15 protein-coding genes are annotated in these 18,213 nt (G+C 53.2%); 1 reads left to right on the top strand and 14 read right to left on the bottom strand.

Annotated elements, in window-relative coordinates; genetic code table 11:
* Nucleotides 1-74: 74 nt before the first annotated feature.
* The 3 genes from hpf to EKN00_RS04410 all read right to left on the bottom strand — a co-directional run bounded on the left by hpf (nucleotide 75) and on the right by EKN00_RS04410 (nucleotide 2,695).
* Nucleotides 75-632 carry a ribosome hibernation-promoting factor, HPF/YfiA family gene (gene hpf, locus EKN00_RS04400; protein ID WP_127848935.1) on the bottom strand — a complete coding sequence of 186 codons (558 nt, stop codon included), beginning with the start codon at nucleotides 630-632 and terminating at the stop codon, nucleotides 75-77.
* Between the two features lie 96 nt (nucleotides 633-728).
* Nucleotides 729-1,220, bottom strand: coding sequence for a ComF family protein (locus EKN00_RS04405; protein WP_127848936.1), 492 nt, complete (start codon nucleotides 1,218-1,220; stop codon nucleotides 729-731).
* A 182-nt stretch (nucleotides 1,221-1,402) separates the two neighbouring features.
* Entirely contained in the window at nucleotides 1,403-2,695 is a 1,293-nt protein-coding gene (locus EKN00_RS04410) for a helicase-related protein (RefSeq protein ID WP_127848937.1), read from the bottom strand.
* A 32-nt stretch (nucleotides 2,696-2,727) separates the two neighbouring features.
* On the opposite strand from EKN00_RS04410, the gene EKN00_RS04415 reads away from it, so the two are divergent.
* Nucleotides 2,728-3,360, top strand: coding sequence for a YigZ family protein (locus tag EKN00_RS04415; RefSeq protein WP_127848938.1), 633 nt, complete (start codon nucleotides 2,728-2,730; stop codon nucleotides 3,358-3,360).
* A 108-nt stretch (nucleotides 3,361-3,468) separates the two neighbouring features.
* On the opposite strand, the gene EKN00_RS04420 is transcribed toward EKN00_RS04415, so the two are convergent.
* The 11 genes from EKN00_RS04420 to EKN00_RS04470 all read right to left on the bottom strand — a co-directional run bounded on the left by EKN00_RS04420 (nucleotide 3,469) and on the right by EKN00_RS04470 (nucleotide 17,845).
* Nucleotides 3,469-4,551, bottom strand: coding sequence for a glycosyltransferase family 4 protein (locus tag EKN00_RS04420; RefSeq protein WP_127848939.1), 1,083 nt, complete (start codon nucleotides 4,549-4,551; stop codon nucleotides 3,469-3,471).
* A 171-nt stretch (nucleotides 4,552-4,722) separates the two neighbouring features.
* A complete protein-coding gene (gene rny, locus EKN00_RS04425; RefSeq protein ID WP_127848940.1) occupies nucleotides 4,723-6,291 on the bottom strand; it encodes a ribonuclease Y in 1,569 nt (522 codons plus the stop codon).
* Nucleotides 6,292-7,309: 1,018 nt separating this feature from the next.
* Nucleotides 7,310-8,335 (bottom strand): recombinase RecA, encoded by a 1,026-nt coding sequence (gene recA, locus EKN00_RS04430; RefSeq protein WP_127848941.1) that lies wholly within the window; start codon nucleotides 8,333-8,335, stop codon nucleotides 7,310-7,312.
* A gap of 64 nt (nucleotides 8,336-8,399) precedes the next feature.
* Nucleotides 8,400-9,635: a competence/damage-inducible protein A gene (locus EKN00_RS04435; RefSeq protein ID WP_127848942.1), complete on the bottom strand. Its 1,236-nt coding sequence runs from the start codon at nucleotides 9,633-9,635 to the stop codon at nucleotides 8,400-8,402.
* Between the two features lie 190 nt (nucleotides 9,636-9,825).
* Nucleotides 9,826-10,404 carry a CDP-diacylglycerol--glycerol-3-phosphate 3-phosphatidyltransferase gene (gene pgsA / locus EKN00_RS04440; protein ID WP_127848943.1) on the bottom strand — a complete coding sequence of 193 codons (579 nt, stop codon included), beginning with the start codon at nucleotides 10,402-10,404 and terminating at the stop codon, nucleotides 9,826-9,828.
* Nucleotides 10,405-10,430: 26 nt separating this feature from the next.
* Nucleotides 10,431-11,309 carry a helix-turn-helix domain-containing protein gene (locus EKN00_RS04445; RefSeq protein WP_127848944.1) on the bottom strand — a complete coding sequence of 293 codons (879 nt, stop codon included), beginning with the start codon at nucleotides 11,307-11,309 and terminating at the stop codon, nucleotides 10,431-10,433.
* A 95-nt stretch (nucleotides 11,310-11,404) separates the two neighbouring features.
* Nucleotides 11,405-12,130 carry an elongation factor P 5-aminopentanone reductase gene (gene ymfI, locus EKN00_RS04450; RefSeq protein WP_127848945.1) on the bottom strand — a complete coding sequence of 242 codons (726 nt, stop codon included), beginning with the start codon at nucleotides 12,128-12,130 and terminating at the stop codon, nucleotides 11,405-11,407.
* Entirely contained in the window at nucleotides 12,123-13,439 is a 1,317-nt protein-coding gene (yfmH, locus tag EKN00_RS04455) for an EF-P 5-aminopentanol modification-associated protein YfmH (RefSeq protein WP_127848946.1), read from the bottom strand. The genes ymfI and yfmH overlap by 8 nt, the downstream gene beginning before the upstream one ends.
* The gene (gene yfmF / locus EKN00_RS04460; RefSeq protein ID WP_127848947.1) at nucleotides 13,439-14,695 is read right to left on the bottom strand and encodes an EF-P 5-aminopentanol modification-associated protein YfmF; all 1,257 of its coding nucleotides are present in this window, start codon (nucleotides 14,693-14,695) and stop codon (nucleotides 13,439-13,441) included. The genes yfmH and yfmF overlap by 1 nt, the downstream gene beginning before the upstream one ends.
* 107 nt (nucleotides 14,696-14,802) lie before the next feature.
* Nucleotides 14,803-17,154 (bottom strand): DNA translocase FtsK, encoded by a 2,352-nt coding sequence (locus EKN00_RS04465; protein ID WP_127848948.1) that lies wholly within the window; start codon nucleotides 17,152-17,154, stop codon nucleotides 14,803-14,805.
* Between the two features lie 181 nt (nucleotides 17,155-17,335).
* Nucleotides 17,336-17,845, bottom strand: coding sequence for a tRNA (cytidine(34)-2'-O)-methyltransferase (locus EKN00_RS04470; RefSeq protein WP_127848949.1), 510 nt, complete (start codon nucleotides 17,843-17,845; stop codon nucleotides 17,336-17,338).
* Between the last annotated feature and the right edge of the window lie 368 nt (nucleotides 17,846-18,213).

An 18,213-nucleotide genomic window follows, 5' to 3' on the forward strand; every position in this document is an offset into this window, starting at 1 on the left:
CCAATTGGCAATTGTAAAGTTAAAAACATAAAAAAGTGGCGCCGATTACCGGCGCCACTTCTGATTAATCCATATTATTCGTCTGTCTCGATGAGGCCGTAACGCCCATCACGACGACGGTAAACGATGCTTGTGCCGTTGGTTTCTGCATCCTCGAAGATGAAGAAGTTGTGGCCCAGCATGTCCATCTGTAAAATTGCTTCCTGTGAATCCATTGGCTTAAGGGAAACACGCTTGGTCCGAACAACGGTCAGGTCTGGGGTTTCAACTTCATCTGAACCATCAGCTGCACCGGTTGGCGCGGTGGTGAATTCAGGGAAGCCCTTCTCGCGTGACTTACGGTTAATCTTGGTCTTGAACTTCCGAATCTGACGTTCAAGCTTGTCGGTAACCAAATCAACGGATGCATACAGATCGGGGCTGGTTTCCTCTGCGCGTAACGTGATGAATGGCATTGGAATCGTTACTTCAACCTTGGCGTTCTTATTCGTGTACACCTTCAAGTTGACGTGTGCAATCGCCTGAGTGGAATCTGCGAAGTACTTGTTCAACTTGCTGATTCGCTTCTCAACGTAACTCCGGATTGCGTCGGTGACCTCGATGTTCTCACCACGGACATTGTAAGTAAGCATAAAACTTCTCCCCTTTCCGGTAACAGGAAGTTTTCTTCCTTGACCTAATTATACTAAGACCCCGTTCGGAATACAAACGTTTTCACAAATTCTTTGTTACCGAATGAGCGAGCGGGAAATAACTTTTCCCTTATAGCCCGCCGTCAGTATTGCTGCCGCGGCGTGGTGGAGAGTTCTTCCCGTCGTGTACAAATCATCAAGCAGACAAATCCGGTCAAACTTGGCCATTTCTTCCTTGGTGGCCACGCAGCGAAAACTTTGCGGTGTTTTCAGCCGCGCCGCCCGATTCTTCTTGGCCTGGGGCATCTGCGTATTGTCCTTGACCAACCACTCACGCAGCGGCAGCGGTGCAAAAAGCCCCAGTACAGGATCAAACCCGCGTTCAGCGAAGTGTCCCGCCTCCGTTGTCAGCGGCACAAACGCACATCCTCGCATCTGCATAAACTGAACGATGTCACTCGCAAAGCTATCGCGCAGGTTGTAGTCGCCAATTCCCTTATAACGTTCAATCCAGTCTTTCATCGCGTCGTTGTACGTAAACAGCCCCCGATTCTGCAATACCGGTTCGTCCATCTTGCGCCACCGCATGCAGTCCCGGCACCTGCCATCAACATCGGCCCGGCCGCAATCCTGGCAGCAGTGTGCCTGATCAATCCGGTCAAAAGCTTGCCGGCATTGATTACAGAGCGTCGCCTTCACCAAGGGGCGCAGCGAGATGAGTGCCGTAAGCGACGGCTGGGTGAATAATAGTTGGCCGCAGCGTCGACAATTCATGGCAAATCCTTTCTATTCAGCATTTTAATCTGCTGAATCGCAGCGTGGATTGTGCGCGTGTAATTGGTGCACAAAAACTCAACTGGGTCATCGGGATGCTCGCGGCTGCGGCCGGCCCGACCCGCCATCTGCACCAATGCCGACGTCGAAAATATCGGCACGTCGGCCTGCAGTACCACCACCCCACAATTGTAAAACGTGACGCCGCGCTCCAGGATTGTCGTGGTTACCAGCACGGACACCTTGCCTGTCCGCAGCGCGTTCACCCGTTCCTTGCGCGCCGGCTCACCAGCATGCACCGTTAAGCTATTAATGCCCATCTGCGCCAATGCCTGCTGCACGGGGCGCAGATGGACCACGGCCGGCACGAACACCAGCATCTTCGCTGACGTCTTCATTACCCGGGAAATAATTGCCCGCACCTTGGCGTCAACCACCGCTGGCTGCTTCATGATGCGCACCCGCGGCACGGGTAACGGTTGGCCGTGAAACCGCCGGGGCAAATAACTAACGGCAAGGCGGCCGCGACGCACCTCCCGTAGCAATCTGTTGCCCGGCGTCGCGGTGAGGTAAATCACACTCCCCGCACTGGCATTGCGCACCGCCAGCTCCATCATTGGGTCACTGCTGAAGGGGAAGGCGTCCACCTCATCAACGATAATCAGGCCAAACGCCTTGTGGTACCGCAGCAGCTGGTGCACGGTCGCCAGCAGCAGCTGGGTTACTGGCACCGGCCCGCTTTCCCCGTACCGCACCGCCAGCGCAACTGACGCAAACGCCGCACCAATCCGCGGTGCCAGCTCCAGGATTACGTCAATTCGCGGTGAGACAATCGCCACACGCTGACCATCGCTTAACGCCCGCTCGAGCACGCGGAAAAGCATTTCCGTTTTGCCCGCACCCGTGACCGCCCAGAGCAGCCGCGTACTCCTAGCGTCATACGTTTCGACCAGCTCCGCGGCCACCCGCTCCTGGGCCGAAGTCAGTGCACCATTCCACGTCATCTTGATGGGTTTGGCCACGGCCGGTGCCGCCGCAAACCGCCACAACCGGTCATTGTCCGTGACCCGCCCCATGGTGATGCAGGCGGGACAATAAACCGCCCCACTTGGCAGACGCTGCTTTGCCACCGCAAAATCCGCAGAACACCGGTTGCAGTGCGCAAGCCGGCCGGAGATAACCACGGCCGGAATTGGTGAGTGCTGTGCTAGAATTGCTTTAGGGACCTTCATCCACGCAAGCTCAGCGTCAGTTAATTGCTGACCAGCAACGCTCGGCACTGATTCCATATTTATCACCTCACCTAGGAGATTACGCAAAAATGGCTAACATCACCCTTAAAGATGGTGGCGAAAACGAAATCGTCATCAAAAAATCCCGCTTCATTACTTCGCTCGCCCGCGTTAGTTCTGCAACCGAGGCTGAAGAATTCGTCGCCTCCATCCGCAGCGCAAACCGCAAAGCAAACCATAACGTGTGGGCCGCAAGAATTGGCTGGCCGGTTTTCGTGGAGCGGGCCAGTGATGACGGCGAGCCCAGCGGGACTGCCGGCTCCCCGACCCTCCGCGGGCTGACCGTCCACAACGTGAGTAACGCCGTCGCCGTGACCACCCGGTACTTCGGCGGGATTAAGTTGGGCGCATCCGGCCTGATTCGGGCGTACACGGATTCGGTGACAGAAGCCATCAAGAAAGTGGGCCTCGTCGAGCTCGTGCCTGAAGAAGAACTATTAATCACAACTGATTACGCCACCTATCAAGTCATCGACAATTACTTCCGCAATGCAGAAATCACAATCACCGCCAGCTTTACCGAGCAGGTGACCATCAGTGCTTTTCTGGATGAGGCGCAGCGGCAACAAGTCCAGGCTGACCTGACCGAATTAACCAGCGGCAAAGCAACATTTGCTGCCGGTGCTGCACGCACGGCGGAGCGGCCAATCGCATTCGAGTAATTGTCCCCGCGAAATCAGCCCACAGACAAAAAAAAGTTGACCCCCACACCTGAATCCCGGTGTGGGGGTCAACTTGTTTAATGCCGGCAACTATCTTGTCTGCACGTTTTATTTATTAAGCCGGTGAACCAAATGCCTGATCATGAACAGCAATGGCGTGCGATTTTTACCTAGCAAGCCAATTAACTCGACGAACATTTCGAGCCCGAACAGGACACCAATCGTGAGTAAAATATTCCCCATCGATGTGTTCAATGGGTACAGCAGCGCAATCATGGCAAATACTAACTCAATCCCGTAAATCACAAGTACTGTCTGCCGGTGCGTCAGTCCAAGCTGCATCAGCCGGTGGTGCAGGTGGTGCTTGTCGGCCTGGGAAATCGGCACGCGGTTGAGCAAACGCCGGATAATCGCAAACAAGGTGTCGGTTATGGGAACCCCCAGCGCAATCACGGGCATAATCAGAGAGATAAACGTGACGTTCTTGAGCCCCTGAAGTGACAGCACCGACAACATAAAGCCAATGAACAGCGATCCGGTATCACCAAGAAAAATGCGGGCCGGATAGAAGTTGTGCGGCAAGAACCCGAGCAAGGCGGCAACCAACGTGAAAATCATGATGGAAGTGCCGACTTGGGCAACGTTGAGGAAGAAAAAGCCAATGATACCCATCGTGGTGAGGGAAATAATGGAAACACCCGTTGCCAGGCCATCCAGACCGTCAATGAGGTTAACTGCATTCGAAATCCCCAAAATCCAAAAAAGGGTAATGGGCAAACTTAGCCAACCAAGTTCCCAATGCACTGGGCCGATATTAATCTTGGTCATCCGCACGCCCGCCAAGAAGTAAACAATCAGGGCGGCAATGAACAATCCAAACATCTTTTGCCTTGGCGTCAGTTCCTTCACGTCATCAATTAGTCCCGTGATGATAACAACTGATTCCGCCAAGAACAGTGAAAAAATCAGGTGGGTATTGAACTGTGGTCGCAGTAAAACAAAGGTGCCAAAGGTAAAGGCCAGAAAAACCGCCAGCCCCCCGATAGTCGGCATTGGCACCTTGTTCACGCGTCGCTTATTCGGCTTATCCACCGCCCCAATGACGAACGCCAGCCGTCGCACAAATGGCGTAATGGCGGCTGATATAATCATCGTCGCGACCAAGCTGACTACGATTTTGAATACCGACATTTAGTCGTCCCACTTTCCATTAACATAATCTCATCATACTACGCAGAAGCGGTTCTGCGCTCGTTGAAATCAGTTCTTAATCTATCTGTAGCCTGACTCCGTACTTCTTGTACAGTCAAATTCACTATGTATGAAAAAAGAACGCAAAGCGCGTTCCTTTTTCGCATGCGCCTACTTGGCGTATTCAACTCTTCTGGTTTCCCGAATAACTGTAACCTTGATGTGGCCTGGGTATTCGAGATTTTGTTCGATTTCATTCTTAATGTCCCGGGCAATCAGGGTAGCCTGATCATCTGAGAGCTTTTCTGGCTTGACGATTACGCGAATCTCACGGCCCGCCTGAATGGCATAACTGTGATCAACACCGTCAAAGCTGTTGGCAATCGTTTCGAGCTTCTCCAACCTGTGAAGATAGTTCTCGAGTGATTCACTCCGCGCACCCGGACGGGCCGCGGAAACGGCGTCTGCTGCTGCAACCAGAACCGCAATGGTGCTAGTTGCTTCAGTATCACCGTGATGTGAGGCAATTGTGTTAATAACTACCTGTGGTTCGTGATACTTGCGCGTCAATTCGACGCCAAGTTCAACGTGTGAACCTTCAACTTCATGGTCCACCGCTTTACCAATATCGTGTAATAACCCCGCGCGTTTCGCTAGAGTGATATCCTCACCGAGCTCAGCGGCCATAACGCCAGCGAGCTTGGCAACTTGAATTGAGTGATCGAGCACATTTTGGCCATAACTGGTCCGGTAGTGCAAACGACCAAGTGTCTTGATGAGATCTGGGTGCATGCTGTGGATACCCACATCAAAGAGGGCCTTTTCACCAATTTCACGCATCTGTTCATCCATCTGCCGACGAGCCTTATCCACAGCCTCTTCAATTCGTGCTGGGTGGATACGGCCGTCCTGAATCAATGCTTCAAGGGCCATCCGGGCGATTTCCCGCCGAACCGGGTCAAACCCAGAAAGAACAACTGCTTCTGGGGTGTCGTCGATAATGATATCAATCCCAGTCAGTGTTTCCAAAGTGCGAATATTACGCCCTTCGCGGCCAATAATGCGACCCTTCATATCGTCAGTCGGCAGGTTAACCACCGTGACCGTGGTTTCAGTCACGATGTCTGCCGCAGAACGCTGAATCGCCTCAGCCACCAGCGACTTGGCGGTCTTGGTGGCAGTACTGCGAGCCTCATCTTCACTCTCGCGAACCATCATGGCCCGTTCGTGTGTCAATTCTTCCCGAGTTTGATCAAGAACTTCTTTCCGTGCATCTTCCGGCGTTAAGTCGGCAATGCGCGCAAGTTCCGCTTGGGCATCTTCTTCGCTGTGTTCCAGCTTAGCTGCCAATTCATCTAACTGTTCCTGACGGTTTGTCAGGTTCGTGTCCCGATCGGCAAGGCTTTGTTCCTTGCGATCAAGTGTGTCATCACGACGGTCCAATGTTTCTTCGCGGGCGTCTAAACGGTTCTCGGTCTTTGCAACCTCACTGCGCCGTTCCCTTACTTCATCCTCAACCTGATTCCGGTAACGATTGGCTTCTTCTTTGGCCTCTAAAACCGTTTCCTTCTTCAATGCCGCGGCTTCTGTTTTTGCTTGGGCGATAATTCCCTCAGCCGTGCTAGTTGCTTGGTTTAAATTTTTCTCATGGATGCGTTTTCTGACATTAAAGCCAACTGCGTATCCAACCACTAAAGCGATGGCGGCGGGGATTACCGCGAGCAGAATATCTGCTGTCACGTTCTCACCTCCGCATCATCAAAATTAAGTCTTTTCAAACTTAGATGCTTATTATTTTTGTAGATTATTACAATTCTTCATTTTAGCTGTGATTCGAGGGGGTGTCAATGCAGACTACCAAGACATGGCTGCCATTCATCTCCCATTTACTTTCGCTGTCCGGCAGCGTAAGTGGTTTTGGTGAGCTCAACCAATGAGGAGGCTCCGCGTTGCGGGGTTTGGCCTCCGGGTCTGGGCTGGGTCTCGGGTGTGCTTCGCCGTGGTCGCTGTGGCGGTCGTCTGGAGCCGGAAGTGCGCCGTCTCCAGACTAAAAATTTAGCTTTGCATCGTCGCAGTCTGAGTCTAACTCGTTCGCTACGTAGCGATTAAATTTTCGGTCTATCTCGTAATCAACATTCCGACAGCTCCTCAATGCAAATCTAAATTTTTCCCACAAAGAAAAGAGGTGTGCCAACCGCAAAAACCGCGGTCGTCACACCTCTTTTCTTTGTTGCCACGGCTGGGCGGCACACCCGAGACCCAGCCCGGACCCTCCGGCCAAACCCCACAACGCTCCGCTGGATAGTGGTATAGATTCAGGTTCACCGTTAGTCCCTACAGATGCCACCAGATCTGAACATTGTCAGCAGCTGAGCACTTTAACCAACGATGTAGCGACTGGGTGGGGCCGGTGCGCGTGGAGGGCGGCTGGGATTTTCCTGTGAAAGCTATGGTGAGAGAAGACCGATGCGGGTTTTGCATCGGGCTTCTCCACACCATAGCCGGCAAAAATTAAGACCCGCTAGGAGAACAAGGTTTCCCAGCAGGTCTTAGCAATACGTATTAAATTTGTAAATCCGAAGAGCGGGCATGCGGGGCTCAATTTTTAGGTTGAAGACCCGGTTTTTGGGGCTTCAACCGGCCGCACGGAAAATCTCAGCCGCACGTAACGCGCACCGGCCCCGCCCAGGCGCGGCCCCTATACCACTACATATCTAGAACTTTACCAAGGACTCACGCTGCCAGACATTGAGAGCGCCTACGCTTCCTCGACAGTAACGGCCACCTCGTCAGTATCTGATTTTGCAGCACGGACACGTTCGCGTATCTCCGCCAGCTTGTCCGGATTGGCCTCCAGGTATGCCTTCGCGTTCTCACGGCCTTGGCCAATTCGCTCATCGTTGTAACTGTACCAAGAGCCGCTTTTGGCGATTACATCCCGATCAACGGCCATGTCGACAATCTCGCCGGTCTGCGAAATTCCCTGACCATACATAATGTCCACTTCCGCAACCCGAAATGGCGGTGCGACCTTGTTCTTGGCCACTTTGATTTTCGTCCGGTTACCAATAATGCTGGTACTATCCTTGATTGGTTCCGCCCGACGCACCTCAAGCCGGATTGTCGCGTAAAACTTGAGTGCCCTGCCGCCCGGCGTGGTTTCGGGATTGCCGAACATAATGCCCACCTTTTCCCGGATTTGGTTGATGAAAATTGCAATTGTCTTCGTCCGGTTAATCTGCCCTGACAGCTTGCGCAGTGCCTGGGACATCAGCCGAGCTTGCAGCCCGACGTGGGCATCCCCAATCTCGCCGTCAATCTCTGCGCGCGGCACGAGGGCCGCCACGGAATCAACCACGACAATATCGATTGCGCCACTTGAAACCAGTGTGTCGGCAATTTCGAGTCCCTGCTCACCCGTATCCGGCTGCGACAATAATAGTGCATCGATGTCAACGCCAAGCGCTGTTGCGTACTTGGGATCCATCGCGTTTTCCGCATCAATATAAGCCGCAACGCCACCTTGCTTCTGCACCTCGGCAACGGCGTGCAGGGCGAGCGTGGTTTTACCCGAGCTTTCCGGGCCGTACACCTCGATGATGCGGCCGCGCGGAAACCCGCCCACGCCAAGTGCCTCATCTAGCGCAAGCGAGCCGGTGGACACGGTCGATATCTGGGTATCAACCTTATCCCCCATGCGCATCACCGCACCCTTACCGAAATTCTTCTCAATCTTCTTTAGTGCCTTGTCCAGTGCCGCTCGACTTTCGTCTGTCTGTACCACGATGTGTCCTCCTCCACTAATTGGTTAAGCCAATTTCGACCAACTAGTCAAAGAAGAACCCAAACTAGTCAGCCTGCAATTCGTGAAGCAACATCATCAAGGCAGTCTTAACACTCCGTACCCGAATCTCGTTGCGCCCGCCACCCAAGTGATACTCGGATGCCTGAACGCCACTAGGACCCGCAAGACCAATCCACACCGTACCGGCGGGGTTGCCCTCCAAGCTGTCCGGCCCGGCAACACCCGTAAAGCTAATGGCGTAATCCGTACCTAACGTTTGGGCCGCCCCGATGGCCATTGCCCGCGCTGTTTCGGCGCTGACCACCCCGTGCGCGGCAATCGTGGCTGCTGGCACACCCACCAGCTGCCGCTTTGCCTCAGGTGCGTACGTCACAAAGCCACCGGGAAATACCGCGGACACGCCGGGAACGCTGCCCAAGGTTGCCTGGAACAGGCCGGCCGTCAAACTCTCCGCGGCGGTGATGCTGAGCTTTTTGGCCACGAGTTTGGCCACAACCGTTCCGGCCAGCGTGCGTTCCTCACCGGCCCCGTAATAATACGGTGCAAGCACCTTCAGGATTTGCTCCTGCAGATTGTCGAGTAACTTCTTGGCAGATTCCTGGCTCTTCGCCCGCGCGGTCATGCGGAGTGTAACTTCATAATCCTTGATGTATGGTGCCACTGTGGGGTTAACTTGGGCATCAATAATTGGACCAATTGCGGTCACAAGTGCCGACTCACCGAGCCCAAAGAACCGTAAAGTCCGGCTGACAATTACCTGGCTATCAGAACTGGCCAGGCGCGGCAACAACTCACGGTCAACCATCGCGGTGAATTCACGTGGTGGCCCGGGCAGCAGCACGTACTGGTGTGCCCCCTGACTAAGGAGTGCCCCCACCGCCAGTCCAACGTGGTTAGTCAGCGTGGTTGCGCCCTCTGGGTAAAGTGCCTGGGCCAAATTATTCGGGGTCAGTTCGTGCTCCCGCTGGTGGGCCAAATCCTCCAGCTTCTGCCGGTGCGCTGCATCCTCCGCCAATTTCAAGCCCAGGTGCGCAGCCAAAACTTGCTTGGTCAAATCATCCTTGGTTGGGCCAAGACCACCCATCAGGATAATCATCTCGCTGCGGGCTTCCGCAACGCTAATGGCTTCATCGAGCCGCTGCGGATTATCGCCCACCACCTGCTGATAATGACTCGTCACGCCAATCTGGCTGAGACCACGTGCTAAATACGCCGCGTTTGTGTTAACAATGTCACCGAGTAACATTTCGGTGCCCACTGCAATTAATTCTGCATCCATTGTTTGCCCCCACATCTTTTGATTACGCAAAATCACTTGAATTTTCCGTACTAGTCAATACATTTTTGTTTATACCACCACGCACCATTATACGCCAGACTTTGACACTTACGGATCAGCCGGCTTTGGACCAAAAAAACAGGAAGGTCAAACCCAACTTATGGGTTTAACCTTCCTGCAGGATTAATTATTAGAAGCTGTCAGAGAACACGCCGCGATTCTTGTAGAAATATTCAATCCCAGAGTACAGGGTGAAGAATACGGCAACGTAGAACAGAAGCAGCGCAAATGGGAAATTCAGTGTTTCAAACCCAGCGTTGTTCACCAGCAAGAAGATGATGGAAAACATCTGCGCGGTTGTTTTGATTTTACCAGGCCAAGCAGCGGCGAGAACTTCCCCACCACTTGCAAGGAGCAACCGCAGACCGGTAACGGCGAGTTCACGCCACACAATAATCGCAACGCCCCAGGCCGGAATCTGCCCTGCAACTGCAAGGAAGATGAACGCCGTAATCACAAGCAACTTGTCAGCAAGCGGATCCGCGAACTTCCCAAAATTAGTCACCAAGTGGTTCCGCCGGGCGATTTGACCGTCAGCAAAATCAGTGAGTGACGCAACGATGAAGATGATAACCGCAATCAGACGCGCCACGGTCACCTTGGTGCCAAGCAGCACAATCGTGCCCGCTGGCCAGCCGAGTGCCAATACTAACGTGAAGATGGGAATCAGAATCATTCGCATCAAGGTTAGTTTGTTAGGTAAATTCACTTGAACTGTCTCCCTTATTTCTTAGTCTATTTTTCGACGGTAAACGTCATCGTGCGGACATAGTTAGAGCCATTGCCCAAATCAACCTTGGTCCCGTTAATCGTGATCTCGGTTGCAAGTGCATTACCCGTCCGGATGGAGAAACTCGTGGTCCCATCAGGCAGGTCAACGGTGTGGCTACTGCCCGCCGTCAAGGATGCCTGCCAGGTTGTCGAGCCACCCGTGCTCAAACTGAGCCAAGCAGAAGCGGAGGTAGCCTTAATCTCCACCTTATTACCAGTGGCCGGCATGTTCTTGACCGTGTACGTTGGTGCTGCCGCCGTCCCAGCTGGTGCAGAGACAGTGACCTTATCGTTCTTCTTGGTCTTCTTGGCAGCCTTCTTGCTGGAGGATTCAGCCTTCTTCTTGCTGGAAGACTTGGAAGCCGCCTTTTTGCTCGAGGAATCAACCTGCACGCTGGAGGAGTCCACCGGAATGCTTGGCTTGTCGTCCTTCTTCTGTTGACTAATGGTGAAGAAATATGCAACACCAATCAAAACCACCACGATGATCCCGATGATAATCGTGGGCAATAAGCGCCGGACGTGATTAGTCACAACCGGGCTAGACTTGGGCGTGAGCCGTGTCTTTTCGCGTTTTTCTGGTTCTGGGGTTACTTCTTCTGGTTGTGGCGTTGGGATTTCTTGTTGAAATTCCTCAACAAGCGTATCTGGGTCAATGCCAACAACGCTAGCGTACTGCTTGATGAACGCACGCACATAGAAGTCACCTGGCAATGCGTCGAAATTGCCTTCTTCGATTGCAAGCAGATACCGCTTTTGAATTTTCGTGATTTGCTGCAAATCGTCAATCGTGTAGCCTTTTTCAAGGCGTGCTTCACGTAACTTCTGACCAATTTCGTCCATTTGTTTTCCTCACCCGTTCGCTTTGATATCACTTTCAAGTTTAGCATAAATACGGTGGCTCTTGAATTAAGAAATGGTTAGGTTACAAACTCTTTTCATCGGAGCCAGCCCCCAGTTACATAAAGTGTTTGCCCCGTTACGTAACTCGCACGCGCATCAACAAGCGATTCAACGAAATATGCGATGTCGCTCGCCGTGGCAAATCGACCGGCAGGAATCGACGCTTTAACCTCTTCCAGTGCCTCTTTCCCAAACTCTTTGTTCATTTTTGTGGCTACCGCACCGGGCGCAACCACGTTGACGGTCAAACCCAAGCTGGCAACTTCCTGAGCGTAGGCCTTGGCAAAGGCCGACTGTGCGCCCTTGACCGTTGAGTAGGTTACTTCCATCGCTGAACCACTCGCGCCGTACACCGAGCCAATAAACACAATTCGGCCGCGACCACTTTCTGCAAGTTTATCCTGAACCAAATTGAGCAGGGCCATCGGTGTTAACAGGTGCACCCGCATAAGTGCCGTCATGTGATCAACCGATGCGTCCCGGAATAATTCGTAATAGGTCATTCCGGCCGCGACGATTACCGCATCAAGACTGAACAGCTGATTGGCAATGGTCTGCGCTGAATTGACATCCCGCAAATCGCCCGCAACCGTGAAAAAATCCTGACGCGGGTACTTGGCACTCAACTCATCAGCCAGCTCGTTCGCCGCGTCGGCATTTTCGTGGTAATGCAGATACAGGCTCCAACCATTTTGCGCCATTTCTTCCGCAACCGCATGGCCAATGTCGCCAGACGCACCCAAAATCAGCGCACTACTCATCAGCAATACCCTCCGTCTGCTCACTCATGATGTGGAAAACCGATAATGCGTCCAAGTTAAGAATTGATGCAGCAACGGCCTGAACATCGCGGAACGAGATTGATTCCATCACGGCGGGAACGTCAAACAGCGTTGTGCTCCCAAAACTGCTGTCGGTAACTTGATTAGCAATGCTTTCCAGCGAGTTAAGTGACGCGTAAAACTTGCCCAGTGCCGCCTTCTTCAGACGTGCAAACCTATCCGCATTGAAGTCGGGACTGGAAGTGTAGTTGGCAATTGCATCCACGAGCGATTCGGTTAACACAGCCGGGTCAACATTGTCCCCACCAAGGGCAATGAAATTGTACCCGCGGCCGCGCGTGAATTCGGTGAAGAACGAGTCATCAATCACACCCGCATTGTACAGCTTTTCGTATGTTTCCCCGGAATCACCAAACAATAATTCCAGCAGCATCCGGCACGTTACAGCATAGCGCAAACCCTCGAGGTCATCCCCAAGCGCTTCGGTGCCCTTAATTCCGACAATGCCCTTAGCGCGGGAAATCGGCATGGTCAGCATCCGAAACGGCAGAATTGTTTCAAGGTCGTAATCCGGACCCACGCCCCGCTCGAGCATGCCTGCCGGACCAAAGTCCTTTTTCGCCTGGTTCGCGGTCACTAGTGCTGCAACTTCTTCCACGTCAAAGTTACCAACGACGGTCAGCACCATGTTGCTTGGGTGGTAAAAGGCGGCGTGAATCTCCCGCAATACTTCAGGCGTGATTTCACTGATGGACTCAACCGTGCCCGCCACGTCGAGGTGCACGGGGTGTGTCGGGTACAGGTTACCCAAAATTCCAGAGTACAGACGCCAACCAGCATCATCTTGGTACATCTGAATTTCCTGGCCGATAATGCCCTTTTCCTTCTCCACCGTTGCATCGGTGAAGTAAGGGTCCTGTACGAAATCGAGCAGGATGTTCAGGTTGTCCGCGATGGCCGTTGTGCCAGAGAACAGGTAACTGGTCTGGGTCGCACTCGTGAAGGCATTGGACGAGGCCCCACTTTTACCAAACAGGTCAAACGCGTCGTAATCTTCCTTATCGAACAGCTTGTGCTCTAGAAAGTGGGCCGAGCCCGCCGGAATGGTCGTGAAGTCCGCATCGCTGCTAGTCCGAAATGAATTATCAATGGACCCAAACTGTGTGGTGAACATGGCGTACGTCTTGTGGTAACCAGGTTTGGGAACAAAGTGACACACTAACCCGTTTGGCAGGGTCATGCTAACCATCCGCTCGCCTAAACCAGTTGCTTCAGTCAATTCTGTCATTAGTGCGCCTCCCCGTTCAAAAAATATACCGCCTGCAACTTCATCTTGGCTGCGGCAGCCTGAACCTGCTCTCTGGTGACGGCGTTAATGCGCGTCAATTCCGTCTGGGCATCCAGCTTAGCGTCGGGTAGCATTGCGCTGGACAAAGCTAAATCCGCGATGAAGCCCTGACTGTCGAGTGATGCTTTCCGGTCGTTAACCATGCCGTCCTTAATCGCCTGAAAATGGTCATCCGTGAAGTCGCCACTGACAACTGCAGCCAGCTGCGCCGCAATTAATTCTTCCACCCGGCTTTCGTTAACGGCATCAATGCCCGCTTGAACCATCATGAAGTGGCGCATCATGTTGGCGTTCGCACTGGCATAATAGGCCAGGCTCTCTTTTTCCCGGACGTTCCGGAAAAGCAGTGACAGTGGTGAACCGCCGAACAATTCACAAGCAACAAGCGCCGCGTAGTACTGGGGGCCGAAATGATCGCCTTCAATGTGGTAGGCAAGATTCAGCTTGCTTTGTGTTACCTGCTCTTTTTCTGTTTTGCGTGCAATTGTCTGCAGGACGGGCTGGTCGTATTCAAGCGTGCCCTGCATACTTGGCCGCGGCGCAAACCCAAAGCTTGCCGCCAGTGCCCGCGCCTTCTCCAAATCAACGTTCCCGACCATGATGATTTCAATCTGGTCGTCTTTGATCATTTCCTGGTACGTCGCAACTAGGGACTTGGCCGTTAAGCCATCGAGGCCGTCTGCCGTGCCGAAGCTTGGTACGGCCTGGGCAGGGTCGGCAAAGTAGCTTGCCTGCACCGCCAGCCCTGCCTTTGTTGCGCGATCATCGCTCAATGAATTCAGGTACATTGCCAAATTAGTCTTCTCGCGGGCAAAAGTGGCCACATCAAAACTGCCACCCTCGATGCGCGGGTTCAGTAGTGCCTCCCGTAAGAAGGCAAAGGCATCATCAAGCAGGTTGACATCGGCATAGGCCGAGTCGAGAATCTGCATCCCCGCGCTGACCCGGTGCACGCGGCCAGCGCGCGCCACGTTGATGCCAAAGCTGGCGCCATAAAGATTTTCCAATTCAGCAGAAAATTCTGCCTGGGTCGGGTACTTGGTGGAACTCATTTCAAGCAAACTTGTCAGCAGCGTCCGCGCACCGATTGTTTCAAGTTGCAGTGGCGCCAAAAAATTAACGCTGATTCGTGTGGTTTTAAATTGTGTAGTGGGTACAACGCTGAGATGCACCCCATCGGTTATCTTAACTCGCAAATTTTAACTCCTAACGAAGCGCCAGGCTTATTTCTCCGCCCAGCGCTAATCCATTCACATTAATCTCGTGAAGCTTTTTGCTGTTCAATTAATTGTCATGCGCAAAGTTACTGCTGCTCAGGCTTGCTGTAAACCTTGCGGGGTTTGCTCCCCTCGGCCGGGCCAATGTACCCGCGATTTTCCAGGTCGTCAATCAGTCGCGCGGCACGATTGTAGCCAATCCGGAAGCGCCGTTGCAACATCGACGTGCTTGCGGACTGCTTCTCACGCACAAACTTCAGCGCGTCGTCAAACAGTTCGTCATCACTGTTGCCACCATCCTCGGCCTTTTCGTCCTCCGCGGTGGGAATCATCGCCTCATCGTAGGCTGGTTTAACCTGATCCGTGATGTACTTAACGACCGCCTCAACATCGGCGGACGGAATGAATGCCCCCTGCACCCGTTGCGGTTTGTTCATGTCAATTGGGTCATAGAGCATGTCCCCACGGCCGAGCAACTTTTCCGCCCCGTTGGCATCCAAAATCGTGCGGGAATCAACCCCACTCGACACGGCAAACGCCATTCGGGAAGGAATGTTCGCCTTAATCAGCCCAGTAATGACGTCGACACTCGGCCGCTGCGTTGCAATAATCATGTGAATTCCGGCAGCGCGCGCCATCTGGCCAATGCGAATAATCGCCGTTTCAACTTCGGCGCCCGCAACCATCATCAGGTCGGCCAGTTCGTCAACAATCACCACGATGTACGGCATCTTACTGAGGCCCTCATCGGGATTCTCCGCCACTTTGCGGTTGTACTCACCCATGTTGCGCACACCCGCAGCCGAGAAGCGTTCATAACGCCGCTCCATTTCCTGCAAAATCTTGTTCAGAGCGGCCGGGGCGCGTTTGGCCTCGGTCACAACTGGGGCAAGCAGGTGTGGCACCCCATCGTAAACCGAAAGTTCAACTTTTTTGGGATCAATCAACATGAGCCGGACATCTGTCGGCTTGGCCCGCATCAGCAAGCTCGTAATAATGACGTTAATCATCACGGACTTCCCCGAACCAGTAGCCCCAGCAATCAGCATGTGCGGCATCTTCGCCAAATCGGCGGTCACAATGCTGCCGGCAACATCCTGGCCCAAGGGTACCTCGAGTGGCTTGTCCGGGTGCGGTGGGGTTGCCCGGAGCACGTCCTTGTACCCGACCGTCCGGATGTGCTGGTTGGGCACCTCAATCCCAATCAGGCTCTTGCCCGGGATGGGTGCTTCAATTCGAATATCCTTGGCGGCAAGTGCCAGTGCCAGGTCATCAGCCAGGTTCACAATCTTGGAAACCTTCACCCCAATTGCCGGCTGAATCTCATACTTAGTGATGGATGGGCCCAGCGTGGCTGCGGTCACCTTCACGTCAACTCCGAAGCTGGCAAAGGTCCGCTCGAGTTTGCCGCGATTGACCCGGATGGCAGCCTGTTCCTCCCGCTGGTCAACCGGTTTGGGCTGGGACAAAATATCCAGTGGTGGCAGACGGTAATCATCGGTTGGATCACCCGTGATGATTTCCGGTGCATCTGCCTGATCAGCCTTGCTTTCTTGACTTGCCGGCGCCTGAGCAGTCGGTTCATCAAAGGCCGCGTTGGCCGGATCTGGTGCCGGTGTATCCGCCACGTTAATGGTAAATTCCGGTTCCGGATCATCAACTTGACCGACAAGGGGCTCGTCATGGTCATGTGCTTTCGGCAGGGACTTGTCTTCCTGCGTCCCTGTATGCTTTGCCGTATTCTTCTGCGTCCGTGATTGGCGCTTGCCAGCAGCATCTTGATTGCTCAACTGCCGCTCGTGCCAATCGCTAATTGCGGTGGTGATGCGGTGCCAGCCTGCAAGGAGTGCGTGGCCAATTCGGTGGAGTAAGTCAAAAATCTGCGCGGGCTCAACGCCAAAGAACATGCACAAGCCAACGACCGCAATTAGCCCCGCCAGCACGTAACTGCCAACCTGTGACAGCAGTGGGTACGTGACGGTGTACAGCGCCGCCCCGAGCAGCCCACCACCGGCTGGGGTGGCGGCCGTCAGTGCAGCAAAATCCGTCTTCAATATGAACCACGTGGCCGACCAGAAATGTGCGTGGACATTGCTGGCCTCCATGAGGTGTGCGGAAAAGCCCAAAACGGCAGCAATGTACATGAGCAAGATACCCCAGACTACGCGTTTACGCAGCGGTGGCACTTTGCCCGCAATCACCATCCAGACGCCCGTAAAGACAAAGGCAATCCCGAGAGCCATGTATGTATCCCCACCAATAAGTCGGAGAACATTTGCTAGTGTTACTCCAAGCATTCCCAGTTTGGTGAGAGCGAGAAGGCCGAACACCGTTATTCCGGCGCCGAACCAATTAATTGTATAATCACCGGTCTTACGCCGGGGTTTCCGAGCGGTGGATCGGCGTGTTGCTACTTTTCTGCGCTTAGTTTGTGGCATTAGCCATTTCCCCCAATTCTACTCTCCGATTATACCCTGCAAACAAGCAGTGGTAAACATTTGCCAAAAATAGGCGAAACCGCCGTTACTTGGGGCCTTGCGTCGGCTTTTACTGGCCGTTAAAATAAACCCACGACTCATTATGCCGTCAAAGCGGGCAAAATGAGCCGTGGGAATTTGATTATTTTAACTTGTCGTGCGGGTACGTGTGCGACTTTTCTAGTCCGGCAAAGTTCTGCTGCCGCAGCGCTTCGTAAATAACCAGCGCCGCGCAGTTAGACAGGTTGAGGGCCCGGATGTTTTCGGTCATGGGGATGCGCAGACATTTTTCTGGGTTACCGCGCATGAATGGCTCGGGCAACCCGGTTGTTTCCTTGCCGAACATGTAGTAGTGGTCCACCGCCGTGTCGGTGAAGTCTGCGTCCGTGTAAGTTTGGTCAGCAAACTTGGTAATCAGGTACAAGTACCGCTGATCGGGCACCGTCGCCAGGAAGTCCTCCAGACTGTCGTGGAAGACCAGCTTAACCTTGTCCCAGTAATCGAGACCCGCCCGCCGCACCGTGTGATCATTGATTTCGAACTTCATTGGTTTAATAATGTCGAGCACGGAATCCGTCCCGGCAGCTGTGCGGGCAATATTTCCCGTATTCTGGGGAATTTCTGGCTGGTACAAAACAATATGGTTAGTCATATGTATCTCCTCACTGAATATCATCAAGCATTAATTAACAACAATTTTACCGCTTTTAACCGGATAAATCTGTACACGATTCACGAACATTTGTATGCGTAGCTGTGTGCTCACCACAAGCCTGTCTCGGCTAAGCAAAACCGGTCCGTAAACACAAAAAGAGCGCATCCCCTCGGTGTTAGCACGGCAAGAAGATACGCTAGTAAAGACTTAATCGTTAATTTTTATCAAACCCGGCAACCACGCACCTGATAAAAATCAAAGAAAAATTCTCGTGAAAAATATACCACCCACGATGAACAAATGCAAATAATTGTGAAAATTAATCTAACCGGCAGACCTTTAACCCGCCCGCTTTTTGCCGTATC

It is taken from the genome of Lacticaseibacillus hulanensis, assembly GCF_004010095.1.
Classification (GTDB): Bacteria; Bacillota; Bacilli; order Lactobacillales; family Lactobacillaceae; genus Lacticaseibacillus; species Lacticaseibacillus hulanensis.

Excerpts from the sequence above, each read along its gene's own strand:
- EKN00_RS04470 (WP_127848949.1), bottom strand. The coding sequence starts at position 17,845 with ATGACTAACCATATTGTTTTGTACCAGCCAGAAATTCCCCAGAATACG.
- EKN00_RS04435 (WP_127848942.1), bottom strand. The coding sequence starts at position 9,635 with ATGGATGCAGAATTAATTGCAGTGGGCACCGAAATGTTACTCGGTGAC.
- EKN00_RS04410 (WP_127848937.1), bottom strand. The coding sequence starts at position 2,695 with ATGGAATCAGTGCCGAGCGTTGCTGGTCAGCAATTAACTGACGCTGAG.
- EKN00_RS04420 (WP_127848939.1), bottom strand. The coding sequence starts at position 4,551 with ATGTCGGTATTCAAAATCGTAGTCAGCTTGGTCGCGACGATGATTATA.
- ymfI (WP_127848945.1), bottom strand. The coding sequence starts at position 12,130 with ATGAGTAGTGCGCTGATTTTGGGTGCGTCTGGCGACATTGGCCATGCG.
- EKN00_RS04405 (WP_127848936.1), bottom strand. The coding sequence starts at position 1,220 with ATGCGGTGGCGCAAGATGGACGAACCGGTATTGCAGAATCGGGGGCTG.
- EKN00_RS04415 (WP_127848938.1), top strand. The coding sequence starts at position 2,728 with ATGGCTAACATCACCCTTAAAGATGGTGGCGAAAACGAAATCGTCATC.
- EKN00_RS04445 (WP_127848944.1), bottom strand. The coding sequence starts at position 11,309 with ATGGACGAAATTGGTCAGAAGTTACGTGAAGCACGCCTTGAAAAAGGC.
- hpf (WP_127848935.1), bottom strand. The coding sequence starts at position 632 with ATGCTTACTTACAATGTCCGTGGTGAGAACATCGAGGTCACCGACGCA.
- EKN00_RS04465 (WP_127848948.1), bottom strand. The coding sequence starts at position 17,154 with ATGCCACAAACTAAGCGCAGAAAAGTAGCAACACGCCGATCCACCGCT.
- yfmH (WP_127848946.1), bottom strand. The coding sequence starts at position 13,439 with ATGACAGAATTGACTGAAGCAACTGGTTTAGGCGAGCGGATGGTTAGC.